General features: G+C 76.1%; 18 protein-coding genes. 9 read left to right on the forward strand and 9 right to left on the reverse strand.

Annotated elements, in window-relative coordinates; translation table 11 throughout:
• Window positions 1-24 precede the first annotated feature (24 nt).
• The 5 genes from ACNJ93_RS09450 to ACNJ93_RS09470 form a co-directional block, all read right to left on the reverse strand.
• A complete protein-coding gene (locus ACNJ93_RS09450; protein ID WP_418956916.1) occupies window positions 25-1,140 on the reverse strand; it encodes an RNA polymerase sigma factor in 1,116 nt (371 codons plus the stop codon).
• A gap of 117 nt (window positions 1,141-1,257) precedes the next feature.
• The gene (gene dnaG, locus ACNJ93_RS09455; protein ID WP_418956917.1) at window positions 1,258-3,147 is read right to left on the reverse strand and encodes a DNA primase; all 1,890 of its coding nucleotides are present in this window, start codon (window positions 3,145-3,147) and stop codon (window positions 1,258-1,260) included.
• Window positions 3,148-3,200: 53 nt separating this feature from the next.
• Complete coding sequence (locus ACNJ93_RS09460; RefSeq protein WP_418956918.1) at window positions 3,201-4,460, reverse strand: NAD(P)/FAD-dependent oxidoreductase; 1,260 nt, start codon at window positions 4,458-4,460, stop codon at window positions 3,201-3,203.
• 133 nt (window positions 4,461-4,593) lie between these two features.
• Complete coding sequence (locus ACNJ93_RS09465) at window positions 4,594-5,889, reverse strand: deoxyguanosinetriphosphate triphosphohydrolase (RefSeq protein WP_418956919.1); 1,296 nt, start codon at window positions 5,887-5,889, stop codon at window positions 4,594-4,596.
• Window positions 5,890-5,924: 35 nt separating this feature from the next.
• Window positions 5,925-6,791: a sirohydrochlorin chelatase gene (locus ACNJ93_RS09470; RefSeq protein ID WP_418956920.1), complete on the reverse strand. Its 867-nt coding sequence runs from the start codon at window positions 6,789-6,791 to the stop codon at window positions 5,925-5,927.
• 150 nt (window positions 6,792-6,941) lie between these two features.
• On the opposite strand from ACNJ93_RS09470, the gene ACNJ93_RS09475 reads away from it, so the two are divergent.
• From ACNJ93_RS09475 to ACNJ93_RS09495, 5 genes are read left to right on the forward strand one after another with little or no spacing between them, the layout of a single operon-like run.
• Window positions 6,942-7,862 carry a DUF4132 domain-containing protein gene (locus ACNJ93_RS09475; RefSeq protein WP_418956921.1) on the forward strand — a complete coding sequence of 307 codons (921 nt, stop codon included), beginning with the start codon at window positions 6,942-6,944 and terminating at the stop codon, window positions 7,860-7,862.
• Entirely contained in the window at window positions 7,859-12,799 is a 4,941-nt protein-coding gene (locus tag ACNJ93_RS09480) for a hypothetical protein (RefSeq protein ID WP_418956922.1), read from the forward strand. Before ACNJ93_RS09475 ends, ACNJ93_RS09480 begins: the two co-directional genes overlap by 4 nt.
• Entirely contained in the window at window positions 12,796-13,956 is a 1,161-nt protein-coding gene (locus ACNJ93_RS09485) for an ATP-binding protein (RefSeq protein WP_418956923.1), read from the forward strand. The genes ACNJ93_RS09480 and ACNJ93_RS09485 overlap by 4 nt, the downstream gene beginning before the upstream one ends.
• Window positions 13,943-17,464, forward strand: coding sequence for a DUF5682 family protein (locus ACNJ93_RS09490; protein WP_418956924.1), 3,522 nt, complete (start codon window positions 13,943-13,945; stop codon window positions 17,462-17,464). Before ACNJ93_RS09485 ends, ACNJ93_RS09490 begins: the two co-directional genes overlap by 14 nt.
• Complete coding sequence (locus tag ACNJ93_RS09495; protein ID WP_418956925.1) at window positions 17,461-19,218, forward strand: hypothetical protein; 1,758 nt, start codon at window positions 17,461-17,463, stop codon at window positions 19,216-19,218. The genes ACNJ93_RS09490 and ACNJ93_RS09495 overlap by 4 nt, the downstream gene beginning before the upstream one ends.
• 296 nt (window positions 19,219-19,514) lie before the next feature.
• On the opposite strand, the gene ACNJ93_RS09500 is transcribed toward ACNJ93_RS09495, so the two are convergent.
• Window positions 19,515-20,252, reverse strand: a complete 738-nt coding sequence (locus ACNJ93_RS09500) for a hypothetical protein (protein ID WP_418956926.1) — start codon at window positions 20,250-20,252, stop codon at window positions 19,515-19,517.
• A gap of 153 nt (window positions 20,253-20,405) precedes the next feature.
• Between ACNJ93_RS09500 and ACNJ93_RS09505 the strand changes: the two genes are divergently transcribed.
• From ACNJ93_RS09505 to ACNJ93_RS09515, 3 genes are all read left to right on the forward strand, one after another.
• A complete protein-coding gene (locus ACNJ93_RS09505; RefSeq protein WP_418956927.1) occupies window positions 20,406-21,134 on the forward strand; it encodes an aquaporin in 729 nt (242 codons plus the stop codon).
• Window positions 21,135-21,199: 65 nt separating this feature from the next.
• Window positions 21,200-21,970: a SanA/YdcF family protein gene (locus ACNJ93_RS09510; protein ID WP_418956928.1), complete on the forward strand. Its 771-nt coding sequence runs from the start codon at window positions 21,200-21,202 to the stop codon at window positions 21,968-21,970.
• A 232-nt stretch (window positions 21,971-22,202) separates the two neighbouring features.
• Window positions 22,203-24,347: a molybdopterin oxidoreductase family protein gene (locus ACNJ93_RS09515; RefSeq protein ID WP_418956929.1), complete on the forward strand. Its 2,145-nt coding sequence runs from the start codon at window positions 22,203-22,205 to the stop codon at window positions 24,345-24,347.
• Here the strand turns inward: ACNJ93_RS09515 and ACNJ93_RS09520 are convergent.
• The 3 genes from ACNJ93_RS09520 to ACNJ93_RS09530 all read right to left on the reverse strand — a co-directional run bounded on the left by ACNJ93_RS09520 (window position 24,268) and on the right by ACNJ93_RS09530 (window position 25,758).
• Complete coding sequence (locus ACNJ93_RS09520) at window positions 24,268-24,741, reverse strand: gamma-glutamylcyclotransferase family protein (protein WP_418956930.1); 474 nt, start codon at window positions 24,739-24,741, stop codon at window positions 24,268-24,270. The two genes, ACNJ93_RS09515 and ACNJ93_RS09520, sit on opposite strands and share 80 nt — an antisense overlap.
• Entirely contained in the window at window positions 24,738-25,064 is a 327-nt protein-coding gene (cutA, locus tag ACNJ93_RS09525; protein ID WP_418956931.1) for a divalent-cation tolerance protein CutA, read from the reverse strand. Before cutA ends, ACNJ93_RS09520 begins: the two co-directional genes overlap by 4 nt.
• A gap of 64 nt (window positions 25,065-25,128) precedes the next feature.
• Window positions 25,129-25,758, reverse strand: coding sequence for an NADPH-dependent FMN reductase (locus ACNJ93_RS09530; protein ID WP_418956932.1), 630 nt, complete (start codon window positions 25,756-25,758; stop codon window positions 25,129-25,131).
• A gap of 78 nt (window positions 25,759-25,836) precedes the next feature.
• Here ACNJ93_RS09530 and ACNJ93_RS09535 point away from each other — a divergent pair, with 78 nt between their 5' ends.
• Window positions 25,837-26,595: an aminotransferase class IV gene (locus ACNJ93_RS09535; protein ID WP_418956933.1), complete on the forward strand. Its 759-nt coding sequence runs from the start codon at window positions 25,837-25,839 to the stop codon at window positions 26,593-26,595.
• Window positions 26,596-26,827: the final 232 nt, after the last annotated feature.

Below are 26,827 nucleotides of genomic sequence, written 5' to 3' on the forward strand. Positions count from 1 at the left end.
CGGGCCGCCAGGTGCGCGGCGGTCTCAGTCGAGGTAGCCGCGCAGCTGGTCGGCGAAGGCGTGGTCCCGCAGCTTGTTGAGGGTCTTCGACTCGATCTGGCGGATGCGTTCGCGCGTCACGCCGAAGAGCCGGCCGATCTCCTCCAGGGTGCGGGGCCGCCCGTCGTCGAGCCCGTAGCGCAGCTGGACGACCTTGCGCTCGCGCTCGCCGAGCGTGGAGAGCACGGCGTCCAGATGCTCACGCAGCAGCAGGAAGGCGGCGGACTCCACGGGGGACGCGGCGTCGCCGTCCTCGATGAGGTCGCCGAGGGCGACGTCCTCCTCCTCGCCGACCGGCGCGTGCAGCGACACCGGCTCCTGCGCGAGCCGCAGCACCTCGCTGACCCGCTCCGGCAGCAGGTCGAGCTGGGCGGCGACCTCTTCGGGCGTGGGCTCGTAGCCGCGCTCCTGCAGCATCCGGCGCTGCACCCGGACCACCCGGTTGATCAGCTCCACCACGTGCACCGGGACGCGGATCGTGCGGGCCTGGTCGGCCAGCGCCCGGGACATCGCCTGCCGGATCCACCACGTCGCGTACGTGGAGAACTTGTAGCCGCGCGCGTAGTCGAACTTCTCCACCGCCCGGATCAGGCCGAGGTTTCCCTCCTGGACCAGGTCGAGCATGGTCAGCCCGCGGCCCACGTACCGCTTGGCGACCGAGACCACGAGCCGCAGGTTCGCCTCGATCAGCCGGCGCTTGGCCATCCGGCCCATGACGACCAGCCGGTCCAGATCGTGCGCGAGACGGGAGTCCAGATCGGGGGCGCGGGCGAGTTTCTCCTCGGCGAACAGCCCGGCCTCGACCCGGCGGGCCAGTTCGACCTCCTCCTCCGCGGTGAGCAGCGGGATCCGGCCTATCTCGCGCAGGTACTGGCGGAACAGGTCCCCGGTGGGCCCGCTCCCGCCCGGTTCCGGCCGGCGGGGCGCCGGCTCCGCCTCGGGCGCCTCCTCCACGAGCTCCTCGGGTGCCGGCTCCTCCGGCTGCGGCGCTCTGCGCTGCTCGGGCACGACGTCCGCCGGGGTGAGGGTCTGGGTCTGCACGGGGGCGACCTCCAGGGGCTCCGAGGGCTCAGGCACCGGACCCAGTGTGGGGTACGACACATCGCCGCCACGAGGGGCGTGCGGTGACTTTTTGAATCCGCGGGGTGACCGAACGTCAGACCGGGGTCCCGGCTTCCGCCCGGACCGGGGTCCCGGCTTCCGCTCCCGGGAGGCCCGTCAGAGCGCGGCGGCGCCGTGGGTGCGCAGCGACTGGGCGTACTGGGTGAGCACCCACAGCTCGTTCTGCACAGCGGCCACCTGCTCGGGCGCGCCGTGCGCGCCGAGCCGGGCCAGCTGCCCCTGGACGTCGCGCAGCCGGCGGTCGACGGCGCGCAGCCGCACGGTGACCAGCTGGTCGCCCGCGTACACCTCGTCCACCGACTTCGCGAAGATCGTCTCGACGGTCAGCTCGCGGATCAGGGCCCGGACCGTGTCGTCGGGGGCGGACTGGAGGACCGTGTCCAGGTAGTCGGCGGGGGCGTCGGTGGCTCCGCCCGCGATCTGGATGCACTGGCGCACGGCCGCGTACGGCGGCGCGGTGAACTCGTCGATCCCGTACGCGTCGAACGCCGGCGAGACCAGCTCCGGCCGCTGCAGGGCCAGCTTGAGCAGCTCGCGCTCGGTGCGGTGGGCGGGGCTGCGCAGGTTGAGCGCGGGCCCGGCGGGGGCGGCCGGGGCCTGGATCGGCGGGGCCTGCCGCCGGTTCGGCGCGGGCGCGGGGCCCTTGCCGCCGCGGTCCCGCTGCCAGCGGGCGATCTGGGCGACGCGGTGCACGACGAACTTCTCGTCGAGGATGCCGATCAGCCCGGAGAGCTGGACGGCGACCGCGTGCTGCACGGCGATGTTCTTGATCTTCGCGACGACCGGCGCGGCCTCGTCGAGCGCGGCGGCCCGGCCGGCCGGGGTCTCCAGGTCGTACCGGTTCACGATCTGCCGCAGCGCGAACTCGAACAGCGGGGTGCGCGGCTCGACCAGCTCGGCGACGGCCTCGTCGCCCTTGGCGAGGCGCAGCTCGCAGGGGTCCATGCCGTCCGGGGCGATGGCGATGTACGTCTCGGCGGCGAACTTCTGGTCGTCCTCGAAGGCACGCAGGGCGGCCTTCTGACCGGCCGCGTCGCCGTCGAAGGTGAAGATCACGCGAGCCGAGCCGTTGTCCATCAGGAGCCGGCGCAGGATCTTGATGTGCTCGCCGCCGAAGGCGGTGCCACAGGTCGCGATGGCGGTGGTGACGCCGGCCAGGTGGCAGGCCATGACGTCGGTGTAGCCCTCGACGACCACGGCCCGGCTGCTCTTCGCAATCTCCTTCTTCGCCAGGTCGATGCCGTACAGCACCTGGGACTTCTTGTAGATCGGCGTCTCGGGCGTGTTGAGGTACTTGGGCCCGTTGTCGTCGTCGCGCAGCTTGCGCGCGCCGAAGCCGACGACCTCGCCGCCGACGTCCTTGATCGGCCACATCAGCCGGCCGCGGAAGCGGTCGATGGGGCCGCGCCGGCCGTCCTGGGCGAGGCCGGAGAGCAGCAGTTCCTTGTCGGAGAAGCCCTTGCCGCGCAGGAAGCGGGTGAGGTGGTCCCAGCCGGCCGGGCTGTAGCCGACGCCGAAGTGTGCGGCGGCGGCCTGGTCGAAACCGCGCTCGGCGAGGAACCGCCGGCCGATCTCGGCCTCGGCGGAGCCGAGTTGGTCCACGTAGTACTGGGCGGCGATCTTGTGGGCCTCGATCAGCCGGATCCGCTCGCCGCGCTGGTGGCCGGGGTTGTAGCCGCCCTCTTCGTAGCGCAGGGTGATGCCCGCCTTGGCGGCGAGCCGCTCGACCGTCTCCGAGAAGGAGAGATGGTCGATCTTCATGACGAAGGCGATGGTGTCTCCGCCCTCCTGGCAGCCGAAGCAGTGGAAGAGTCCCTTGCTCGGGCTGACCTGGAAGGACGGGGACTTCTCGTCGTGGAAGGGGCACAGTCCCTTCAGGTTGCCGCCGCCGGCGTTGCGGAGCTGGAGGTACTCGGACACGACGGCGTCGATCGGGACCGCGTCCCGTACCGCCTTCACGTCGTCATCGTTGATCCTGCCTGCCACGCATGAAGTCTACGGGTGAGCCCGGACAGTCCGGCCCGGCCGTGGGGTGGCGGTCAGAGCAGTCCGTCGAGCGGTACGGACGGGTTCGCCAGGGCCTCCGGGTCCACGGTCGCGCCGGAGCGGATGAGCTTCTGGACGGGGTCTGTGACGTCCCACACATTCACGTTCATGCCCGCCACGACGCGGCCCTCGCGCAGCCAGAAGGCGATGAACTCGCGCTTCCCGACGTCCCCGCGCGCCACGACCTGGTCGTACGAGCCGGCCGGCGCCCAGCCCGAGTACTCCATGCCGAGGTCGTACTGGTCGGAGAAGAAGTACGGCACCCGGTCGTACGAGACGGCCTGGCCGAGCATCGCGCGGGCGGCGGCCGGGCCGCCGTTGAGCGCGTTGGCCCAGTGCTCGACGCGGATGCGGCTGTGCAGCAGCGGGTGGTGGACGGCGGCCACGTCGCCGGCGGCGTAGATGTCCGGGTCGGAGGTGCGCAGGCTCGCGTCGACGGCGACGCCGCCGCCGTCGGCGCGGTCGACGAGGGCGAGCCCGGCGTTCTCGGCGAGCGCGGTGCGCGGGGCGGCGCCGATCGCGGCGAGCACCGCGTGGGCGGGGTGCTCCTCGCCGTCGTCGGTGCGGACGGCGAGGACCATGCCGTCCTCGCCGAGGATCTCGGTGAACCGGGCTCCGAAGTGGAAGCGGACGCCGTGCTCGGTGTGCAGATCGGCGAAGAGCTGCCCGAGCTCGGGGCCGAGCACCCGGTACAGCGGGGTGTCGTCGGCCTCGACGACGGTGACCTCGGCGCCGTACGTGCGGGCGGCCGCGGCGACCTCCAGGCCGATCCAGCCCGCGCCGGCGATCACCAGGTGGCCGTTGTCGCGGCCGAGGCCGGCGAGGACCTGCTTCAGCCGGTCGGAGTGGGCGAGGCGGCGCAGGTGGTGCACGCCGGCCAGCTCGGTGCCGGGGATGTCGAGCCGGCGCGGCTCGGCCCCGGTGGCGAGGAGCAGCTTGTCGTACCGGATGACGGTGCCGTCGCCGAGGCGCACGGTGTGCGCGTCGCGGTCGATGGCGGTGACCGGCTGCCCGAGGTGCAGCTCGACGTCGTTCTGCGCGTACCAGGCGGGCTCGTGGACGAAGACGCTCTCCCGTTCCTCCTTGCCCAGGAGATAGCCCTTGGAGAGCGGTGGGCGTTCGTACGGGTGGTCGCGCTCGTCCCCGATCAGGATGACCCGCCCGTTGAAGCCCTCGGCGCGGAGCGTCTCCGCCGCCTTCGCCCCGGCCAGGCCCCCGCCGACGATGACGAAGCTCTGATCTGCATCGACCACTTGATGCCTCCTCGTTGCGACCGGTTCCACGCTACGCCTCCCGGCGTGGGGACGGGCCGTACCGCCCCGGCGCTTCCAGCGAGCGTCCCGCACGGAGCGTGAGGGCGGAAGAGGGCCGCAGGGCGCGTCCGCGTCAGGGGCGGCGGGCGGTGAGCCGGTCGTGGAGGGCGCGGGCGGACGCGTCGGTGAGCGAGGCGATCTGATCGACGATCACCCGTTTGCGGGAGCGGTCGTCGGCGGCGGCCAGGTACTGGGCGCGGAACTGCGGTTCGAGTCCGTGCGGGGCGCGGCCGGTGAGCGCCTCGGCCAGTTCGGCGAGGACGATCCGCTGGTCGGCCCGCAGCGCCTCCTGTTCGGCGCGCTGCATCACGTAGCGGTCGGCGACCGCCTTGAGCACCGCGCACTCGTTGCGGGTCTCACGGGGGACGACGAGTTCGGCGGCGTACCGGGTCAGCCGGCCGGAGCCGTACGCGGCGCGGGTGGCGCCCTCCGCGGCGAGGCAGAACCGGCCGATGAGCTGGCTGGTGGCGTCCTTGAGCCGGGCCTGGGCGACGGCGGAGCCGTCGTAGCCGTGCGGCCACCAGTCCTGGTCGACCAGCCGGTCGAGGGCGTCGGCGAGTTCCTGCGGGTCGGTGTCGTCGGGGACGTAGCGGCCGATGGCGACCCGCCAGATGTCGGCGCGCTCGGGCTCGGAGTACAGCAGGTTCGGGTCGATGTGGCCGGCGTGCAGGCCGTCCTCGAAGTCGTGCACGGAGTACGCGACGTCGTCGGACCAGTCCATGACCTGCGCCTCGAAGCACTTGCGGTGCTCGGGCGCGCCGCGGCGGATCCACTCGAAGACGGGCAGGTCGTCCTCGTAGACGCCGAACTTGGGCGAGCCGGGGTCGGCAGGGTGTCCGCCGCGCGGCCAGGGGTACTTGGTGGCGGCGTCGAGGGAGGCGCGGGTGAGGTTGAGGCCGACGCTGACCGGTGCGCCGTTCCCGGGGCCGGCGACGAAGCGCTTGGGCTCGATGCGGGTGAGCAGGCGCAGCGACTGGGCGTTGCCCTCGAAGCCGCCGCAGTCCTTGGCGAAGTCGTTGAGCGCCTGTTCGCCGTTGTGCCCGAACGGCGGGTGGCCCATGTCGTGGGAGAGGCAGGCGGCCTCGACGAGGTCGGGGTCGCAGCCGAGCGCGGCCCCGAGTTCCCGGCCGACCTGGGCGCATTCGAGGGAGTGGGTGAGCCGGGTCCGCGGACTGGCGTCCCACGCGTGACTTCTCGTGCCGGGGGTGACGACCTGGGTCTTGCCGGCGAGCCGGCGCAGCGCGGCGGAGTGCAGCACCCGCGCCCGGTCGCGCTGGAAGGCCGTCCGCCCGGGGCGTTTGTCGGGCTCGGCGTCCCAGCGCTCGATGGCCGCCTCGTCGTAGCCGGGGGTGTCCGTGATGCCGTCCATGCCCCGAAGGTAACCGGCGGGACCGACAGGCGGGGCTAGGCGGAGGCGAGTTCTCGTCCGGTAAGGGCGGTGTGGGGGGTGTGCAGGGCGCGGTCGTAGCGGTGGAGAACCAGTCGGGCCAGGGCGGGGTGCGGGCCGAGCGGGGCGGCCGCGATCCAGGGGGCCTGGGCGGTGCTGCGGGTGGCGAAGAGGCCGGGGGCGGTGAACAGGGAGGCGACGGCGACGCGGTGCCGGCCGCGGGCGGCGAGGGCGCGGACCGCGGCCGGGACGGTGGGCGCGGCGGCAGAGGCGTACGCGGCGACGACGGGCACGCCGCCGAGGCGCTCGCTCAGCAGAGCGGCGGTGCGGCGGGTGTCGGCGGCGGACTCGGGGGCGCGGGAGCCGGCGGAGGCGAGGACCACGGCGGTGTCGCGCGCGGCCTCGTGCTCCGCGGTCCAGCCGGCCTCGGCAAGGCGTTCGTACAGGGCCTCGATCAGGAGGGGGTGGGCGCCGAGCGGGGCGGCGACGCGGGTGCGCAGCTCGGGGGCGGCGGCCGCGGCGGCGGGCAGGTCGTGGGTGACGTGGTGGCCGTGGCCGAAGAGCAGCGGTACGAGGACGGCCTCGCGGTTGCTCGCGGTGACCTCGGCGAGGGTGTCGGACAGCAGCGGGGCGTTCAGTTCGATGTGGCCGAGGCGGACGTCGAGGCCGGGGCGCAGTTCGCGGACCCGGTCGAGCAGGGCCCGGACCGCCGGCAGCGCGCGCGGGTCGCGGCTGCCGTGGGCGACGGCTATGAGGGCGGGGGGCTGCGCGGCCCGGCCGCGCGGTCCGGCGGGGCGGACCTGCCGGAGCCGGGTCCCGAGCTCGTCGGTGATCCGGCCGAACAGCTGGGCCGTGTCGGCGAGGGTGATGTCCGGATCCGTCATGGACCGATCCTGGCCCCGGCACGTTGCCTGCCCGTTGCGCGGGCGTCACGAGTGTTTTCCACAGGCTCACCGGACCGGGAGGGGCGTTGTCAGTCCGGTCACCTAGGGTGATCGCCATCGGAACCGGAAGGTCGGGGAGGGGGTCTCGCCATGGGCTGGATCGAGACAGGGAGCGGCGGCTACGCCGTGACGCTGGAGGGCACCCGCGTGCTCTGCCGGAACGCACAGGGGCGGACGCTCAAGCAGGTGCCGGCGAAGCTGAAGGACGACCCGGAGGTCGTGCGGCTGAGGCAGCTCGCCGAATGGCTGGAGCGGCACGAGAAGGAGTGCCGCGAGCAGGTCGACGCGTGGCTGGTGCGCTCCCTGCCGGTGCCGGTGGCGCTGCTGGCCCGGGTGTGGCCGGACCCGGCGTGGCGGGCCGCGCTGACGGACCTGGTGGTCGCGCCGGTGGGCGCGGACGGCGCGGCGGACGTGGCCCGCGCCGGGTTCCTGCGCGACGCGGACCCGGAGCGCGGGCTCGGTGTGGTGGATCTGGACGGCGACTCGGTGCGGCTGGGCGCGGCGCAGGGCGTGGAGTCGGTGCTGATACCGCATCCGGTGCTCCTGGACGAGCTGGAGGAACTGCGCGAGTTCGCCGCGGAGCTCGGTGTGGAGCAGGGCGCCCAGCAGCTGTTCCGCGAGGTGTGGCGGCGGCCGGAGCCTTCGCCGGGCGAGGACGCCGACGGGGCGGGCGGCTCCGGGGGCGAGGACACCGTGGAGACGTACGCGGGCGGCAGGTTCGAGCAGCTGCGGCACGCCACGGCGCGGGCGACGTCGTTCGGCTACCGGGTCCGCGGCGGTCACGCGGTGTGTCCGCTGGTGGAGGACGGCCGGGCGCTGGAGGCGGCGTACTGGCTCGGCGAGGACTACCCGGACGCGGAGGCGTGGACGGGCTCGCTGGAGTGGCGGGACCGGGCGGGGCGGCGGCTGCCGACGGCCGAGGTGGGGCCGGTCGCCTGGTCGGAGGGCGAGCGGATGGCGGCGCTGGTGTACGCGGGCCGCGTCGTGGACGAGGAGGGGGACGCGCGATGAGCGTGAAGGAAGAGGGTCTGCTCCAGGCGGGGGCGGTGCTGCCGGAGGGCGCGGCCGGGGACGGCACGAACGTGCTGACCGCCCGGTCGTACGCGCATCCGGCGCTGGAGGACCGGCCGGTGGTGCGGCTCGTGCCGGAGACGATCGCGGCGGCCGAGGACCTGGCCCTGGAGTACCTGGGCTTCGCGCCGGGCGGCTCGGCGGAGCCGGTGGGCCGGGTGCGCCGGCAGTCGCTGGGCTTCCCGGCGTGGGCGCTGGTCCACGACCCGGCGAACGGGCACCACGCGCTGGCCGTGGTGAAGGAGATGGAGCGGCTGACGCGTCAGGTCGCGACCAAGCCGGGGCTCGCGAAGGAGGGCTTCGAGGAGATCGGCGTCCGGCTCGACCGCTCGGTGCCGCAGTTCCTGCCCACGTACTACGAGCAGGTCGCCCGGCTGTTCCTGGCGGCCGACGCGAAGCAGCAGGCGGCGGTGTTCTTCGGCAAGGCCCGCGCGGCCGAGCAGCGGCACGCCCTGCCCGTGGACGAGGAGCGGGTGCGGGAGGTGTTCCTGGAGTTCGCGGGGGCCGGCGCGCTGACCGCGAAGGCACTGCGGGAGCACGCCAAGAGCCTCGCGTCCCGGCTCGGCGCGGCCGAGGCGTACGAGAACTTCCGCGCGTTGTCGCTGGAGCGCTGCGCGGCGGGCCTCGCCCCGTACGCGGGGATGCTGGAGGACCTGCGGCGCCTGGCGAAGGCGGCGAAGCGGGACGTGCGCGCCGAGGAGTGCGCGCTGCTCGCCGAGATCCTGCCCACGGGGGCGATGAACCGGGCCGCGCCCGGCTTCTGGAAGTCGGCGCTGCCCGCGCTGCGGGACCTCGCGGCCGGGGACGCGGCGGTGCGCCGCCGGCTCGCCTCGCTGCTGCCGGCGGTGACCGGGGAGGACCCGGAGGGCTTCGACACCTCCTGGCTGGAGCTGCTCGACGCCTGCGGGGCGGTCGAGCTGCTGACGGACGGCACGGTCCCGGCCGCGGAGTGGCTGAGCGCCTGGGCGAGGCACCGGCGGCGCGGCTGGGCGAACCCGGGCCGCGTCGAGGCCGAACTGGCCCTGGTGGAGCGGCTGGCGCCGCGGCTGATCGCGGACGGGACGCCGGTGCGGCTGTTCTCCGAGCGCGGCTGGCGCGGCGGGGTCGACATCGATCTGCTCGACCTGTGTCTGGCGCTCGGCGTGCCGGTCGCGACGCCGGCGAAGCAGGTCAGGATCGCGCTGGACGCGTGGATGCGGGACCAGCGGCCGGGCCGCCGCGATCTGACGGCGCTCGCCGCCGACGAGCGGTTCGCCGCCCAGTTGCGGACGGCGGTCGAGGAGGCCGCCGGGACGAGCACCGGTTCCGCCCGGCTCCTGGAGATCGTGGAGCACCCGGCGCTGCGCGGGGTGCTGGCCGGCTGGGTCGCCGACCGGGCCGACGACCTGGAGCGGCCGCTCGGACTGCCGGAGCTGAACGAGCTGCTGACCCGGCTGTCGCGGTTCTCCTCGCCCGCGGTGCTGGCCGCCGCCCCGGAGGCGGTGGACCGCATCACGGCGTACTCGCCGGCGACGGCGCTCGAGCGGACGCTGCGCGCGGGCGTGCTGGACGAGCTGGGCTGGCCCGCCCTGGAGGAGGGCCTCGCCGGCCTCGGCGAGGTCGACCCCAAGGCCCCCGGCGGCCGGCGCAGCCGCGGCGAGCGCTGGTACCGGGTGGCGGACGCGTGGCCGGCGCTGGCGGTGCGGCTCGGTCTGGAGGTCGTGCTCGTCGGCGCGGAGGAGGTCCTGGAGCGGCGGACGCTGTCGCTGCCGGTGCAGCAGCGGAACGCGTGGGACGAGCCGACGGTCCGTCATGTCGACGGCCAGTGGCTGGTGGCGGCCGGGTACGGCGACCACCGCCGTGCGGTGTGGTCGGGCCGGCCGGCGGACGTGTTCCAGCCGTCCGGGGACCTGCGGGAGAGCTGGGACCACGGCCACCTGCCCTCGCTGGCGCTGCCGGACGGCGGCCGCTGCTACGGCGGCCGGCCGGTCCGCGCGGGCGACACCTCGTTCGCCTCCGAGCACCGCGCGGTGGCCTCGGACGGCATCTCGGTGTGGGTGCTGCACGAGGGCCGCTGGTGGGAGTACGACCCGGCGTCCGCGCGCCGCGGCCGGGCCGCCGCGCCCGCCTTCTTCGACGCCGCCCTGGAGGGCGCGGCTGGACAGACGCCGGTGGCGCGGGCGTGCCGGCTGCTGCCGGCGGCGCCGGGCATGGAGTCCTCGCCGTTCGGCAGCAAGGACGGCCTGGTGGGCTGGTGGGTGCGCCGGGACCCGAAGTCCGGTGAGATGACGGCCTGTTCGGTGGACGGGACGACCGGTCCCGCCGTGCCCGGCGACCCCGGCGCGGACGTGGTGCACCTGATGCGGGGCGTGCCGCTGCCGCCGCTGCGGCTGCCCGGCGGGGCGGTGCTGCACCCGCGCGAGTCGGTGCGCTTCGACCGGTACGTCGAGCTGTACGACGCGGACGGCGTGCTGCTGTCGAAGCACGACCTGTGCGACCGCGGCGGACGGTACGCGGCCGGTACGGCGCTGGTGCCGCCGGTCACGTACTGGCACGCCCTGCGGCCCCGCGACGAGGCCGGCTCGGCGCGGCTGCGGGCGGTCACCGCGGCGGACGCGCGGGCGCTGATCGACGCGGTCGCCGGCGGCGCCGCGCCGCCCGAGGCGGTGGCGCGGGTGCTGCCGGAGCTGACGCACCCCGGCCTGGTCGCCGGTGTGGCCGGGATCGTGGAGTTCGCCGCGAAGTGCGCGGAGCGGCTGGTGAAGCTGGGCGAGCGGGCGGCCGAGGGCCGCGCGCCCGCGCGGGAGAAGGTGCTCGTCCGGGAGCGGACCCGGCACGCCCTGGACGGGCGGCTGATGTCGGCGCTCAGCGGACTGGCCGACGACCTGTACGCCAACGCCTGGCTGCCGCACGGCCCGGACGCGGACGCGACGGTGGCGAACGTGCGGCACTTCGCGGAGGTGCTGGGCGAGGCCCCGGAGGCCGGCGGGGCGCCGTCGGTCGCCGTCGCGGACCCGGAGGCCGACGGGGCGGTGCGCGAGACGCGTGTGCCGTGGCAGGCGTTCCTCGGCCTCGGCGCCGCGAGCCTGGCAGTGCGGGCGCTGTCCCCGCTGACCGAGGAGCAGGACCGGGAGGCTCTGGTCGAGTTCGCCGAGGCGCTGCTGGCCCCGGAGGCGGACGGCGACGCGGTCCTGGTCGACCCGCGCGGCCGGCTGCGGATCGTCGAACTGCGCGCGCCCTGGGACGACAAGGGCGACCCGCACGAGCGGGAGCACCTGGGCGAGGTGCGCCGGGACGGCCGGCGCACGCTGCTGGTGATCGGCCGCCGCCGCATCGAGGACGAGCACGCCTGGTGGACGGGTGTCGAGTACGACCCGGAGCGCCGGTTCGGGGCGTGGGAGGGCTTCGTCGAGACGGCGTCCCAGGTCGTCGGCGCGCCGGACGACCCGCTGCGCGCCCCGGCGCTGCGCGAGACGCTGCGGCTGCTGAAGGAGCGCGGGCCGGCGCCGTACCGGCCGGAGCGGACCGCGGAGTTCGGGGAGGCGGCGGGCGTGCCGCAGCCCGGCGCGGCGCTGGTGCTGCTCGGCATGCCCGGCCTGGTCGGCTGGGGCCGGGAGGGGCTGCTGCCCGCCGAGATCCTGGCGACGATGGGGGCGAAGGTCGCCGAGGCGGAGACCGCGCGGGAGACCGTCAAGGGCCTCGGTTTCGACGAACGACGCGTGTACACGGGCCTGTTGCTGCCGCGTACGCCCGAGGACGCGGCGGCCGTGTGGGAGCGCGGGTTCGACGTCACGGCGTCCGTGGAGCGCTGGGTCGCGGTGCGCGGCCGGCGGCGGGTGCCGCCGCCGGAGCTGATGGTCCGGGCGGGCGCGGAGCTGGCCCCGAGCCGGATGGCCGAGGTCGCGCTCAACCCCGAGGCGCAGCCGGAGCTGACCGGCCGCACGACGCAGCGGATGGTCGAGGGCCGGCTGCAGCCGGTGGAGCCGGGGAAGTTCCTGGACGGCCAGCAGATGTTCCTCTACACGCGCGCGCTGACCTGGCTCGCGTACCGGCTGCCGTTCGGCGACCCGCTGCGGGCGGTGCTTCCGGTGACGCTGCGGATGCTGCGTGAGCGGCTCGCGGACCCGGGCCTGCTGATCGACCTGCAGCTGAACTGGGCCACGGACGGCAGCTCGGTGGCGAAGCGGCTGCGCGAGCACTACGGGCTGCCCGGGCGGACCGGCGCGGACGGCGACGGGCCGGTGGAGATCGCCGAGGGGCTGGTGCTGTGTCCGACGCCGTACCACGCGGCGGACGAGGAGGTCTGGGTGCGCCCGGCGGCCCTGACCGACCCGGACCACCCGACGGTGAAGGTGCTCGAGGCCACCGCGCGGCTCCTGGGCCGGCTGGAGACCCTGAAGACGCTGCTGAGCGCGGAGTTCGAGGCGCTGGTGACGGCCGAGGGCGCTCCGGGCGCGGCGCAGCATCCGGTCGTCAGCGTGCCTGAGCTGGTCGCCGAGGCGGCGGGCCGGTTCGGCCTGTCGGAGGACGCGGCGGCGCTGTACCTGATGCTGCTGGCGCTGCCCGACCCTACGGACCGCAAGCAGGCCGAGTGGACGCGGTGGAAGCCGGCCCGGCTGAAGAAGGCGCGCGCCGAACTGGCCGCGACGGAGCTGGTCGTGGAGGCCAAGCGGGCCCGGGCGGGCCGCTCGCTGTTCCTGCCCGGCGGCTGGCAGGAGGCGAAGTCGCCGCAGCTGCCCGTGGAGACGTGGAAGCTGCCGCTGCTGCCGACGGAGTCGTACGCGTTCGTCGTGCCGGACCGGCCGGTGGCCGCGCTGTTCGCGGCGGCGTGGCAGCGGGTCGTGGACGGCGACGCGCCGGGTTACGTGGAGTTCGAGGGCCGGGGAGGCAGGCGATGAGCGGGTACGGCGAGGGCACGGGCGCCGCGCGGGCGCGGCAGGTGGCGCTGGTCGAGGACCGGTACGCGGCGGAGCTGGAGTTCCTCGCCGCGTACGACGCCGGTCCGCGGCCGCCGGCGTGGCGGCTGACGCCGCGCGCGGTGGTGCTGTTCGTGTGCGGTTCGGGCGACGAGGAGCTGGTCGCGCCGGACGGCCGGCGGATGGCGGTGGCGCGGAAGTTCGTCGGCGACCGGGCGCTGGTGGAGCGGTGCGTGGTGACGCTGGCCGGGGAGCGCGGGCTGCTGCTCGTGGGCGAGCCCGGCACGGCCAAGTCGATGCTGTCGGAGCTGCTGGCGGCCGCGGTCTGCGGCACCAGCACGCTCACCGTGCAGGGCACGGCCGGGACCACGGAGGACCAGCTCCGCTACGGCTGGAACTACGCGATGCTGCTGGCCAAGGGCCCGAGCCGGGAGGCGCTGGTCCCCTCGCCGGTGCTGACGGCGATGAACCGGGGCGCGGTGGCCCGCGTGGAGGAGATCACCCGCTGTCTGCCGGAGGTCCAGGACGCGCTGGTGTCCCTGCTCTCCGAACGGCGGCTGGCGGTCCCGGAGTTGGCGGACGGGGACGGCGACGGCGACGGCACGGTCCACGCGGCGCCGGGGTTCACGCTGATCGCCACGGCGAACCTGCGGGACCGGGGCGTCTCGGAGATGTCGGCGGCGCTCAAGCGGCGCTTCAACTTCGAGACGGTCGGCCCGATCGGCGACCTCGCGGAGGAGACCGCGCTGGTGCGCCGGCAGGCGACGGCGGCGCTGGCCCGGGGCGGGGCGGAGTTCGCGGTGGACGACGCGGTCCTGGAGGCGCTGGTGACGGCCTTCCGGGACCTGCGCAGCGGGCGCAGCGCGGAGGGCTGGGAGGTCGAGCGGCCGTCGACGGTGATGTCGACGGCGGAGGCGGTGCAGGTGGCCGCGTCGATGGGGCTGAACGCGGCGTACCTGGGCGACGGCCGGGACGTGCTGCGCACGCTGCCGGGCCATCTGCTCGGCACGGTCCGCAAGGACGACCCGGCCGACCACGCCCGCCTGCTCGGCTACTGGGACGGGCCGGTACGCCGCCGGGCCGAGAGCGGTGCGGCGCTGTGGCGCACCCTGTGGGACCTGCGCGATGAGCTCGGCTGAGCGGGAGGCGCTGGAGCGGCTGGCGGGCTGCCGGGAGCCGTATCTGATCGGCGTACGGCACCACTCGCCCGCGCTGGCCGCGGCGGTGCCGGCGCTGCTCTCGGCGGCCGCGCCCGACGTGCTGCTGGTGGAGCTCCCGGAGGAGTTCGCCCCGTGGCTGCCGTATCTGGCGGACCCGGAGACCGTGCCTCCGGTGGCGCTCGCGGGCAACGGGGCGGACGGCGGGCTGGTGTTCCTGCCGTTCGCCGCGTTCTCCCCGGAGCTGGCGGCGATCCGCTGGGCCCGGGAGGCGGGGGTGGAGGTGATCCCCTTCGACCTGCCGCTGGGCGCGCGGAGCCGGGAGGCCCGCACCGAGGCCCCCCGCCTGGGGCTGGCCGAGGCGCTGCGGGCCCGGGCCGGGGGCCGCGAGGAGGACGACCTCTGGGACCGGCTGGTCGAGTCGTCGGCGCCGGGCGCGGCCGCGGAGGCGCTGCGGCGCGCCGCACTGCTCGTCGGCTGGGCGCTGCGTACGGACACCCCGTCCGTCGACCCGTACGACCTGCGCCGCGAGGCCCACATGCGCCGCCGTCTGGCGGACTGCGCCGGGCGGCGGACGGCGGCGCTGGTCGGCGCGTTCCACGCGCCGGCGCTGCTGCCGGGCGCGGCTGCGGACGAGGCGTTCCCGGCCGGGGAGCGCAACCAGGCCCGCGAAGCTCCTTCCGCCGGGGAGGCGCACCCGGCCGGGGACGCTCCTTCGGCCGGGGAGGGCGCCGAGGTCGTGACCTCGCTGGTGCCGTACCAGTACGCCCTGCTGGACGAGCGGTCCGGCTATCCGGCGGGGATCCGCGATCCGGAGTGGCAGCACGGGGTGTACCGCGCCGGAGGCGATCCCGCGGCCCTGGACGAGCTGCTGCTCGGGACGGCCGTGAGGATCTGCGCGGCCGTCCGGGAGGCCGGGCATCCCTCCGGGCCCGCGGACGCCCGCGAGGTCGTCCGGGTGGCGCGCGACCTGGCCGCGCTGCGGGGCCGCCCGGCGGCCGGGCGCGGCGAGCTGGCGGAGGCCGCGCAGTCGGTGCTCACCCAGGGGCAGTTGCTGGGCCGCGGCCGGGTCGTGGCGGCGGCGATGGAGCGGACGCTCGTCGGCGACCGGCAGGGCCGGCTCGCGCCCGGCACCCCGCGGTCCGGGCTCGGCCCGGCCGTCGAGGCGCTGCTCGACGAGCTGTCGCTGCCCCGCCCCGGGGCCGCCGAGCGGCGCGAGCTCCGGCTCGACCCGCACCGCAGCGAGCCGGACCTCCGGCGCGAACTCGCCCTGCGGCGGCTCGCGGTGTGCCGGGTCCGGTACGCGGAGCCGGGCGAGGTCGCGGGCGTGGGCGGCGCGGAGGCGTTGACCACGCGGTGGACGGCGGCCTGGACACCGGCGACGGCGGCCTCGCTGGACCTCGCGGGACTGCACGGGGTCACCCTGGAGCAGGCCGCGGAGGGCGTGCTGCGCCGCCGCCGGGCCGCCCAGGAGCGGGCCGGCGGCACGACGGCCGCCCAGGCTCTGGAGGCTCTGCGGGACGCGGCGGGCTGCGGGCTGCCGGACAGCGCTGCGGACGCGCTGGCGCTCGTGGCGACGGTGCTGCCGGGCTCCGGCACGCTGCCCGAACTCCTCGACGGCCTCGCCCTGGTGGACGCCCTGCGCGCCGGCCAGGTGCCGGGGCTCCCGGAGGGCTGGGCGAAGGCGGAGCTGGACGCGGCGTACGAGGCGCTGGGCGCGGCGGGCGTCCGGTCTCTGGACGGTCTGGCGGGTTCCACGGACGCGGAGGACGCCCGGGCGCTGGTGGCGCTGGCCTGCCGCCCGGACGCGGAGCGCGGCGGGCTGCGGCTGGCCGACGCGCTGGCCCGTCTGGACGCCGACGGCACCCCGCTGGTCCAGGGGGCGGCGGGCGCGGCCCGCGTGCTGCTCGGGCAGCGCGACGCGGCGGCGTTCGGCGTCCGGCTGGCGTCCCGGGTGGACGGCGCGACGACGCCCGAACTGCGCACGGATCTGGCCGCGTTCCTCGGCGGGGTGCTGCTCGCGGCGGCCCCGCTGCTGGAGACGTCCGGCCCGCTGGACCCGCTGGTCGAGCGCGTGGAGTCGCTGTCCGACCGGGACTTCCTGACCCGGCTCCCGGCGCTGCGCGCCGGCTTCGACACCCTCTCCCCCGCTGCCCGTTCGCGCCTCCTGGCGGTGGTGGAGGACCGCACGGGCGTGGCCGCGGGCACGCTGAGCGGCGCGGTGAGCGACCCGGCGCTGGCGGCGCGCCTCGCCACCGCCGATCTGGCGGGCAGGGAGGCGCTGGAGGCTCTGGGGCTCGGCGTCCCCTCGGCACCGGCGCAGCCGGACGACGCGGCTCCCGCACCACCCGCGCCCCCGGCGCCGCGCCCCGACGCGACGCTGGCTCCCGGCGAGCGCTGGCGGCTGCTGCTCGGCCGGGCGCGGGGGCTGTCCGGGCCGGCGGGCCGCGTGGCGACGGCGCTCGACGAGCTGTACGGCGGGGGGCGCGGCGAGGGCGCGCGGGGCGAGGAGTACGGCTCGGGCGGCGGCGACGAGCCGTCGTACCCGGACGTGCGGGCCTGGTCCGAGGAGCTGGCCGCGCTGTTCGGGCCGGGCGTGCGCGAGGAGGTGCTCGCCTCGGCCGCGCGGGCCGGCCGGGTGGACGCCGCCCTGGAGCTGGACCCGGACGCCGCCCGCCCCTCGGTCGAGCTGCTGCGCACGGTGCTGTCGTACGCGGGCGGCCTCCCGGAGGACCGGCTCGCCCGGCTGCGGCCGCTCGTCGCCCGGCTCGTACGGGAGTTGACGGAGGTCCTTTCCTCGCGGCTGCGCCCCGCGCTGACGGGCCTCGCGCACCCGCGTCCGACGCGCCGCCCCGGCGGCCCGCTGGACCTGCCGCGGACGCTGCGGGCCAACCTGACGACGGCGCGGCGCGATCCGGAGACGGGCGCGGTGACCGTCGTGCCGGAGCGGCCGGTGTTCCGGACGCGGGCCCGGCGGGAGTCGGACTGGCGGCTGGTCCTGGTCGTGGACGTGTCCGGGTCGATGGAGGCGTCCACGATCTGGTCGGCGCTGACGGCCTCGGTCCTGGCGGGGGTGCCCACGCTGAGCACGCACTTCGTGGCGTTCTCCACGCAGGTCGTGGACCTGTCGGGCCGGGTCGAGGACCCGCTGGGGCTGCTGCTGGAGGTGCGGGTGGGCGGCGGGACGAACATCGCCCGGGGGCTGCGGCACGCGCGGAGTCTGGTGACGGTGCCGTCGCGGACGCTGGTCGTGCTGGTCAGCGACTTCGAGGAGGGCGGTCCGACGGCGCCGCTGCTCGGCGAGGTGCGGGCGCTGGTGGAGGCGGGCTGCCATGTGCTCGGCTGCGCCTCGCTCGACGACCGGGGCCGGCCGCGCTACTCGACGGGCGTCGCCGGACAGTTGGTGGCGGCGGGGATGCCGGTGGCGGCGCTGAGCCCCTTGGAGCTGGCCCGCTGGGTCGGCGAGCGGATCGGAGGTGAACGGCGATGACGGGTACGGCCCTGCCACCGGTCGCCGCGGAGGTGGCGGCGGGCGCGCTGGACCTGCTGCCCGCGCGGCTGCGCAAGCGCGTCGACGCGGCGGTGGCGAAGGCGGCGTCCTGGCCGGTGGAACCGGCCCCGGACGGCGCGGGCGTACGGGTCCTGGCCGGCGAGGACACGGCGGTCACCCTCGTGACGACGGACGGCGTGGTGGCGACGGCGGAGGCGGCGACGTGCAGCTGCCTTCTCTCCCCCGCCTGTCTCCACCGCGCGGCGGTCCTCTCCGCGGCGCCGCTCGCGGACCCGGGCCACGCCGAGGGGTCCGGCGGGGCGGAGGAGGACGCGCCCCCGTCGGCGGGCGTGCCCGAGGACGCCGCCGCGGACGGGCCGGGCTCGACCGCGACCGGCCCCGAGGACGAGGCGCCGTCGTCGCCCGGCAGGTACCGGGCTCTCGACGCGCTGCGGAGCGTCGGGGAACGGGTGCTGGTCGCCGGAGTCGGAGGGACGGGCGCGGTGGTGCGGGCCGAGTTGGTGCGGGCCGCGCACGCGGCGCGCGTCGCCGGGCTGCACCGGGTGGCCGCCGTGGGGCTGCGCATCGCGCAGCGGGTCGGCGAGGCGCGCGCGGACGACCCGGGCTTCCGGCTCGACGCGCTCACCGCGGACCTGGCCGAGCTGTTCGCGCTGGCGCGGCGCCCGGCCGACGCGGCGGGGACGGCGCGGCGCGCGTACCGCCCGACCCAGAGCCTGCGGCTCACCGGCCTGTTCACCGAGCCCGTGGTCACCGCCTCCGGCTACGCGGGCGTCACGACGTACGCGCTCGCCCCGGACGGGACGCCGTACACGCTGGCGGACGTCCGGCCCGGCGGCCCGGAGCGCGTCGCGCAGGCGGCCGCCGCGCCGGTGCCGGGCGGCTGCGCGCTGTCGCTGCGGGAGCTGGGCGAGGGCGGCGCGGTCCTGATGACCGCGCCGGCCGTCTCGCACGACGGCCGGATCGGCGGCGGGACCGGCGTGCGGTCGGTCTCCGTACGGGGGACCGGCTGGTCGGAGGAGCCCGCGGCGGCGCTGTGGCGGAGGTCGCCGGCCGAGCAGTTCGCCGCCGCGGACGCCGAAGGCCCGGGCGCGGGGCTGCTGTTCCTGGACGGCACCCTCACGGCGTCGGGTCTCGCGGTGGCGGACGGCCCGACGGTGGCCCTGTACGCCCCGGACGAGCGCCCGGAGCTCCCGTACGCGGAGAACCTGCGGCTCCTCGCCGGGTACCCGGGTCTGCGCATACGCCTGGTCGCGCGGCTCGTCCCCGGCCGGCCCGGGGGTGTGCACGTCCTGGCGGTGGGGTGGACCGACCGTTCCGGGACCCCGCGGCGTGCGGACCTCGGCCTGCGGCGGCTCCACCGCACGGATCTGCCGGACCCGCCCGCGGATCCGACGGCCCCGAAGCCCTCGGGCCCCGCCCCGGCGCTCCCGCTGGAGCTGGACCTGTTGCGGCGCACCGTGGAGCGGGCGGTGGCGGGCGGCCGGGCCGTCGGCGCGGCGGCCGACGCCGAACTGCCGCGCCGGCTGCGGGCGGTGGGGCTCGGCACGGGCGCGGAGTGCGCCCGCGCGCTGCGCGAGACGGCCGGCGACCACCACCGCGACGCACTCGGCCGGATGGTCCCGGGAGACCCGGCCGCGTACGCCCGGGTCTGGCTGACGGCCGCGGTGTACGTGGCGGCAGCGACAAGATCCTGCCTTGCCGCCGCCTGGGCGGCCCCGGGCGGCGACGGCTGACGGCGCGCGCCGCGCCAGGCGGCACCGGCTGACCGGCACGCGCCGCACCGTCACCCGGGCGGCGCCGGGCGGCCCCGGCTGACCACGCCACGCCGCCACCTCGGCCCGACCTCACGCGCCTCACCGCCGCCGGTCCGCCCCGGGTCGGCTGACGTCGGACGCCACCCCACCGCCCGGGCCCGACCCAGCGCACCAGCTGACGTCAGAACGCCGGCCCGGGCCGCACCAGCTGACGCCAGACGCCGCCCCGGGCCCCGGCTGACGTCGGACACCGCCCCGGGCCCTACCTCCTGGGCTCAGGCGGGGGCGAGCCAGACGCGCAGCGGGGCCGTCGTCGTGAAGCCCGCGGTGACGGCCGCCGTCAGGGCGTCGCCGTGCTCGTAGCCGACCAGCGGCAGCGCGGGGTGGTGCTCCGCGGCGAACGTCAGGACACCGGCCCAGGCCCCGGCCGCTCCGGCCGGGCCCGCCGCGTCCGTGGCGAACAGGTTCGACACGCCCAGGACGCCCGCGGCCTCCGTCAGGACGGCGCCCGCCACCACCCGGCCCGATGCGGCGTCGCGGCCCGCCAGCAGCGTCGTCGTCGGGTCGGCCGTGAGCTCCGGGCGGAACAGGCCCGCGGCGTCCTCGTCGTCGCCGCGCCACGCGGCCTCCCAGTCCGCCAGCTCCTCCGGCGTACGGACCTGCGTCCACACGGCCTCGGGCGCGGCGGGCGCGGGCCGCCCAGCCGGGCGGTGGATCCACTCGGCCTCGAAAAGCATCTGGAAGCCCTCCGCCGTCAGGTCCAGCGTCGCGTAGCTGTCCTTCACCGAGGCGTACGGCGTACGGCGGTCGATGCCGGCCAGCACGTCCCCGGCCGTCGCGTCCGCGGTCAGCGTGATCGCGTCCGGGTAGTACAGCGGGGTCCGGCGGGCGTTGGTCCAGGCCCGCGCGCCGAAGTCCCCCGGCCGGCCGTGCGCCCGGCACATCGCCTCGCACCAGACGGCGTTGTTCCGCACGGCGGCCTCGACGACGTCCCCGCCCTCGTTGATGGTCATGTCCGGCTCCACCCTTCCCCCTCGACTCCCCGGTGATCTTGGCAGATCTTCACTCTCTCTCCGCACCTTCCATGGAGTGGAATACATTTTCCGCTGCACGACATCCAGAGTCGTCCACCGGCATCCGCCTCCCCTCTCCAGGAAGGACCTTCCATGACCGCACCCCGCGCGCTGGCCCGTCGGGCCGCCGCCGAGTTCGTCGGCACCGCGGCCCTGGTCGCCGTCGTCATCGGCTCCGGCCTCCAGGCCGGCGCGCTCAGCCCCGACACGGGCGTCCGGCTGCTGGCCAACTCGCTGGCCTCCGCCCTCGGGCTCGCCCTGCTCGTCGCCCTGTTCGGGCCGGTCTCCGGGGGCCATTTCAACCCCGTCGTCACACTCTCCGAGTGGTGGTCGAACCGCCGCACCACGCCCCTCCGCGAGCCCGCCGCCTACCTCGCCGCCCAGCTCGCCGGCGCCCTCGGCGGCGCGCTGCTCGCCGAGGCGATGTACGGCCGCGCCCCCGGCGCCTGGTCCACCCAGGTCCGCGACGGCAACCACCTCCTGCTCGGCGAACTCGTCGCCACCGCCGGACTCGTCCTGCTCATCCGCGGTCTGCAGCGGATCGGGCGCACCGGGCTCGTTCCGGTCGCCGTCGGCGGCTATCTCGCGGCGGCCATCTGGTTCACCTCCTCCGGCTCCTTCGTGAACCCCGCCGCCACCGTCGCCCGCTCGCTCTCGGACTCCTTCACCGGAATCGCCCCCGGCTCCCTGCCCGGCTTCCTCGCCGCGCAGCTCGCGGGCGGGCTCCTCGGCATCGCCCTGGCCGCCCTCCTCTACGGCCCCGCCCCGGCGACCACCACGGCAACCACCCCAGCGACCGCCACAGCGACCGCCCGGGAGTGAACCGCGCGCCCCGAATCGACGTCGGTTCAGGTGGACGGACGACACGACCCCCTGGAGGACTCCGCATGACAGGCGTACGGGACGTACGGGCCCGGCTCCGCACCACCCTCCGGCGGGCGCGCTCGAAGGCCGCCCCCCGCCTGAGCCGCCTCCCGCGCCTCCCCCGCCCGGTCCGCCTCCCCCGCACCCCTCGCGCCCGCCGGCGCGCCGTGCAGGCCGTCATGCTCGGCACCGTCCTCGCGCTCGCACCCGCGACGTGGATGCACCTGTCCGCCGACGGCCGGCTCCGCACCACCGCCGACGTGCCCGCCCAGGACGTGGCGGTGGTCTTCGGCGCCGGCCTCTTGAAGGGCCGGCCGACCCCGTACCTCGCGCACCGCCTCGACACCGCCGCCGAGCTGTACCGTTCCGGCAAGGTGAAGGTCGTCCTCGTCACCGGCGACAACAGCCGGATCGAATACGACGAGCCCGACGCCATGCGCGCGTACCTGACCGAGCGCGGGGTGCCGGACGGCCGGATCGTCAGCGACTACGCGGGCTTCGACACCTGGGACTCCTGCGTCCGCGCCAAGAAGATCTTCGGCGTCGACCGGGCCGTCCTGGTCACCCAGGACTTCCACATCAGGCGGGCCGTCGCCCTCTGCGGGGCGGCCGGTGTCGAGGCGTACGGGGTGAAGGTGGTCGAACCCCACGACTCGGTCTTCTACTACGGCGGCGTCCGCGAGCTCGCCGCCGCCGGCAAGGCGGCCCTCGACGCGGCGCTCAAGCCCGACCCGCAGTTCCTCGGCGACCGCGAGCCGGGCGTGCGCCGTGCGCTGGCCTCGGCGGCCGAGTGAACTTCGCTGCCGAATGCACCTCGGCGGCCGAGTGAGGCCACGCCTCCCCCTGCGCGACCCCCTCACGAGGCCTCACCTCCCCCTGCGCGACCCCCTCACGAGGCCTCACCTCCCCCTGCGCGACCCCCTCACGAGGCCTCACCTCCCCCGCTCCCCTGCTCAGAGCAGCTCGCACCCCGCCCGTAATCCGCCGGGTCCTCGCCCGTAACACGGCCGTCGCACCCTGGCAGACATGTCCGACGTCACCACCGCCCCCACCCACTGCCCCTACTGCGCCCTGCAGTGCGGCATGTCGCTCCGTCCCACCGGCGCGCCGGAGCTGCCCGTCGAGGTGGTCGAGCGGTCGGACTTCCCGGTCAACCGGGGCGCGCTGTGCGGCAAGGGCCGCACCGCCCCGGCCGTGCTCTCCTCCCGGGTCCGGCTGACCGAGCCCCTGGTCCGTTGCCCTGACACAGGCCGGCTCGTACCCGCCACCTGGGAGGAGGCGCTCGCCGCCGTCGCCGACGGGCTGCGCCGGACCCGCGCCGACCACGGTCCCGATGCCGTGGGGGTCTTCGGCGGCGGCGGCCTCACCAACGAGAAGGCGTATCTGCTGGGCAAGTTCGCCCGGCTGGTGCTCGGCACCTCGCAGATCGACTACAACGGCCGCTTCTGCATGTCGTCCGCGGCGGCGGCGCACCAGCGGGCCTTCGGCCTCGACCGCGGCCTGCCCTTCCCGCTCGCGGACATCCCGAAGTCCGGCTGCGTGATCCTCGTCGGCTCCAACCTGGCCGAGACCATGCCGCCGGCGCTGCGCTACCTCACCGAGCTGAAGGAGAACGGCGGCAAGCTGATCGTCGTCGACCCGCGCCGCACCCGCACCGCCGAGCAGGCCGATCTGCACCTCGCGCCCCGCCCCGGCACCGACCTGGCGCTGGCCCTCGGCCTGCTGCACCTGGTCGTCGCCGAGGGCCGCACGGACGAGGAGTTCATCGCGTCCCGCACCGACGGCTGGGAGGCCGCACGGGCCGGCGCGATGGCGCACTGGCCCGAGCACGTGGAGCGGATCACCGGCGTCCCCGTGCCGCAGCTGCGCGAGGCGGTGGCCCTGTTCTGCGACGCGCCCTCCGGCATGGTGCTGACCGCGCGCGGCCCCGAGCAGCAGTCGAAGGGCACCGACACCGTCGGCGCGTGGATCAACCTCTGCCTGGCGACCGGCCGCGCCGGACGCCCGTACTCCGGCTACGGCTGCCTCACCGGCCAGGGCAACGGCCAGGGCGGCCGCGAGCACGGCCAGAAGGCCGACCAGCTGCCCGGCTACCGCAAGCTCGACGACCCGGCCGCCCGCGCGCACGTCGCCGGGGTGTGGGGCGTCGCCCCGGAGTCCCTGCCGGGCCCGGGCCGCAGCGCGTACGAACTCCTCGACGCGCTCGGCGGCGAGGTGCGGTCGCTGCTCCTGATGGGCTCCAACCCGGTCGTCTCCGCGCCGCGCGCCGCGCACATCGAGGAGCGGCTGCGCTCGCTCGACTTCCTGGCCGTCGCCGACGTGGTCCTGTCCGAGACCGCCGCGCTCGCCGATGTGGTCCTGCCCGTGACGCAGTGGGCCGAGGAGACCGGCACCACCACCAACCTGGAGGGCAGGGTGCTGCTGCGCCGGCAGGCGCTCACCCCGCCCGCGGGGGTCCGCAGCGACCTGCAGGTGATGAACGGGCTGGCCGCGCTGCTCGGCTGGGAGAAGGGCTTCCCGACCGACGCGGAGGAGGTCTTCGAGGAGCTGCGCCGTGCCTCGGCCGGCGGCCCGGCGGACTATTCCGGCATCAGCTACCGCCGCATCCGCGAGGAGGACGGCGTCTTCTGGCCCTGCCCGGCGGAGCCGGAGGAGAGCGCCCCCGAACACCCCGGCACCCCGCGGCTGTTCCTCGACCGCTTCGCCACCGCCGACGGCCGGGCCCGCTTCGTGCCGGTGGTGCACCGGGCGGCCGCGGAGGAGACGGACGCCGCGTACCCGGTGGTCCTGACGACCGGCCGGGTCGTGTCCCAGTACCAGTCCGGGGCGCAGACCCGCCGGGTGGACGAGCTCAACGCGGCCGCCCCGGGCTCCTTCGTGGAGCTGCACCCGCGGCTCGCCGAACGGCTGGGGGTGGCCGACGGCGAGCGGGTCGCGGTGGTCTCGCGGCGCGGCCGGTCGGTGGCCCCCGCGCGGATCACCGCGGCCATCCGCCCGGACACGGTGTTCATGCCGTTCCACTGGCCGGGCGAGGGCCGGGCGAACACGCTCACCAACCCGGCCCTGGACCCCGTCTCGCGGATGCCGGAGTTCAAGGTGTGCGCGGTGCGTCTGGAGCGTGCGGACGCGCCCCAGGACGGCCCTGCGCCCCAGGACGCCCCGGCCGCCTGAGCCAGTCCCCGCCCTCGATCGGCGGTCCGGTCCGGGCCGCCGGGGCGGCGAGGTACACCCAGGCCGGGACGGTCGCGCCGTCCCGCAGCCGTACGACGTCCCGCCGCACCCGTTCGTACAGGTTGCGCGGGTGGCCGGGCCCGAAGCAGTCCTCCAGGCGGTCGAGCACGACGAGGAGCCGGTCGTACGCGCCGGGCGCCGCCGTGACCAGTTCGCCCGCGATCCGGCCGTCGCCCAGGGCGGCGTACGGGTAGCCGGGCCCGTCGTACAGGACCGCGCCGCTCAGCAGGGCGGGCTCCTCCGCGGCGGTGCGGCCGCGCAGGAACAGGTCGTGGTTGGCCTCGCCGGGGCGCAGCGTCCCGTACACGAAGAACGGCAGCTCCTCCTGGCTCACGGGGCGACCGTCTCGGCGGCGATCCACTCCAGGTAGGCGGCGGAGCCGCGGACCACCGGGGTCGCGAGGATCTCGGGGGTCTCGTAGTCGTGCGCGGCCAGCAGGTGGGCCTCCAGTGCGTCGTAGCGGTCCTCGGTCGTCTTGAACTGCACCTGCCACTCCTCGGCGGTCTCCACGGCCTGCTTCCAGTGGTAGACCGAGGTGACGGGCCCGGAGACCTGGGCGCAGGCGGCGAGGCGCGCCTCGACCGCGCCCCGGGCGAGCGCCCGGGCCTTCTCGGCGCTGTCGGTGGTGGTGAGGACGGTCAGGGCCTGGGGCGGCACGGCGCTCTCCCTTCGGAACGGGTCGCTCGGGAGTCCTCACCGTACGCGCGCCGCCCCCTCCCCCTCACCCGGTGTACGGGACGCGCGCCTTGGCCTCCTTCAGGGCCCGGCCCCACCAGGCGAGCTGGTCGAGCATCGACTTCGCGGCGGCGTCGGCGGGCCCCTCGTAGCCGCCCTCGTCGTCGAACTGGGCCCCGGCGTTGGTGAAGGAGACGGTGTCGCGGACGGTGACGGTGTGCAGTTCGGCGAAGACCTGCCGCAGGTGCTCGACGGCGCGCAGACCGCCGGAGATCCCGCCGTAGGAGACGAAGGCGACCGGCTTGGCCTGCCATTCGCCGTAGTGCCAGTCGATGAGGTTCTTCAGGCCGGCGGGGTAGGAGTGGTTGTACTCGGGGGTGAGGACGACGTAGGCGTCGGCGTCGGCGAGCCGGGGCGTGACCTTGGCGAGTTCGGCGCGGACGGCGTCGTCCGGGTTCCAGGAGTGGGCGGTGGGCAGTTCGTGCTCCGCGACGTCGACGACGTCCACGGTGAAGTCGGCGCGCTCGCCGACGCGGGCGAGGAACCAGTCGGCGACGACGGAGCCGAAGCGCCCGGCCCGGTTGGAGCCGATCACGACGGCGAGCTTCAGGGGCTCGGAGGGCGACTCGGGGGTCGCGGAGGTCACGGGGGCCGCGGCGGGCGTCATGTTGTCCATGCGGGAGAGCCTCGTACCTCAACTTTGCTTGAGGTCAAGCCCGCCCGGGAAACCGGCCCCAGCGCCTACGGTGGAACCATGACGATCACGCCCGTACACATCGAAATCGACGGCCTTCCCGTCCCGGACCCGGCGCTGACGGCCTCACTGATGAGCGGGTACGGCCACTTCACCGCGCTGCAGGTCCGCGAGGGCCGCGTGCGCGGGCTTGCGCTGCACCTGGCACGCCTCGACGGCGCGCACCGGGAGCTGTTCGGCGCGGGCCTGGAGGCCGGCCGGCTGCGCTCGCTGATGGGGCGGGCGCTGCACGGCGCGGGGCGCGCGGACGCCTCGCTGCGGGTGTACGGCTTCGAGGACGCGGTCGTCGTGACGGTGGCCGAGCCCTATGCGTTCGACGGTTCGCCGCAGTTGCTGATGTCGGTGCCGTACGTGCGCCCCGCGGCGCACCTGAAGCACCTGGGCGGCTTCGGGCAGGCGTACCACCGGAAGGCGGCGGAACGCGCCGGCTTCGACGAGGCGCTGCTGACCGGGCCGGACGGGGCGGTCGCGGAGGGCGCGATCACGAACGTGGCGTTCTGGGACGGCGAGCAGCTGGTCTGGCCGTCCGCGCCGCACCTCACCGGCATCACGATGGCGCTGCTGACCCGCCGGCTGCCGTGCGCGCTGCGCCCGGTCACGCTGGCGGACCTGCCGGACTTCCGCGCCTGCCTCGTGACGAACTCGCGCGGCATCGCCCCGGTGAGCCGGATCGACCGGGTCGCGTACCCGGTGGACGAGGAGCTGCTGAGCCGGGTGCGCGGGGCGTACGAGCAGGTGCCCTGGGACCGGATCGGCTGAGGCCCACCAGGGGGACGAGCGCGGTCGGCCGGCAGGCGCCCGGAGGGGCCGACAGACGCTCGGTGCCCGACCGGCCAGGCGCTCGGTGGCCGACCCGTGCGAGCCGCCGACGGACCGGCCCGACGGACCCGTCCGACGCGCCGGTCCGCCCGGCGTCCGGGTCCGGGCCCGGGCCCGTTCGGGTGCGTGCGTCACCCGAACGGGGCGGAGCCGGCCCGAACGCCCTCGAACC

The sequence above is a fragment of the Streptomyces tritici genome (assembly GCF_048500665.1).
Taxonomy (GTDB): domain Bacteria; phylum Actinomycetota; class Actinomycetes; order Streptomycetales; family Streptomycetaceae; genus Streptomyces; species Streptomyces tritici.

Bases quoted from the DNA above. Each gene is read 5' to 3' on its own strand.
- ACNJ93_RS09465 (WP_418956919.1), bottom strand. From the start codon at position 5,889: ATGGACGGCATCACGGACACCCCCGGCTACGACGAGGCGGCCATCGAG.
- ACNJ93_RS09470 (WP_418956920.1), bottom strand. From the start codon at position 6,791: ATGACGGATCCGGACATCACCCTCGCCGACACGGCCCAGCTGTTCGGC.
- ACNJ93_RS09475 (WP_418956921.1), top strand. From the start codon at position 6,942: ATGGGCTGGATCGAGACAGGGAGCGGCGGCTACGCCGTGACGCTGGAG.
- ACNJ93_RS09480 (WP_418956922.1), top strand. From the start codon at position 7,859: ATGAGCGTGAAGGAAGAGGGTCTGCTCCAGGCGGGGGCGGTGCTGCCG.
- ACNJ93_RS09485 (WP_418956923.1), top strand. From the start codon at position 12,796: ATGAGCGGGTACGGCGAGGGCACGGGCGCCGCGCGGGCGCGGCAGGTG.
- ACNJ93_RS09490 (WP_418956924.1), top strand. From the start codon at position 13,943: ATGAGCTCGGCTGAGCGGGAGGCGCTGGAGCGGCTGGCGGGCTGCCGG.
- ACNJ93_RS09495 (WP_418956925.1), top strand. From the start codon at position 17,461: ATGACGGGTACGGCCCTGCCACCGGTCGCCGCGGAGGTGGCGGCGGGC.
- ACNJ93_RS09500 (WP_418956926.1), bottom strand. From the start codon at position 20,252: ATGACCATCAACGAGGGCGGGGACGTCGTCGAGGCCGCCGTGCGGAAC.
- ACNJ93_RS09505 (WP_418956927.1), top strand. From the start codon at position 20,406: ATGACCGCACCCCGCGCGCTGGCCCGTCGGGCCGCCGCCGAGTTCGTC.
- ACNJ93_RS09510 (WP_418956928.1), top strand. From the start codon at position 21,200: ATGACAGGCGTACGGGACGTACGGGCCCGGCTCCGCACCACCCTCCGG.
- ACNJ93_RS09515 (WP_418956929.1), top strand. From the start codon at position 22,203: ATGTCCGACGTCACCACCGCCCCCACCCACTGCCCCTACTGCGCCCTG.
- ACNJ93_RS09530 (WP_418956932.1), bottom strand. From the start codon at position 25,758: ATGGACAACATGACGCCCGCCGCGGCCCCCGTGACCTCCGCGACCCCC.
- ACNJ93_RS09535 (WP_418956933.1), top strand. From the start codon at position 25,837: ATGACGATCACGCCCGTACACATCGAAATCGACGGCCTTCCCGTCCCG.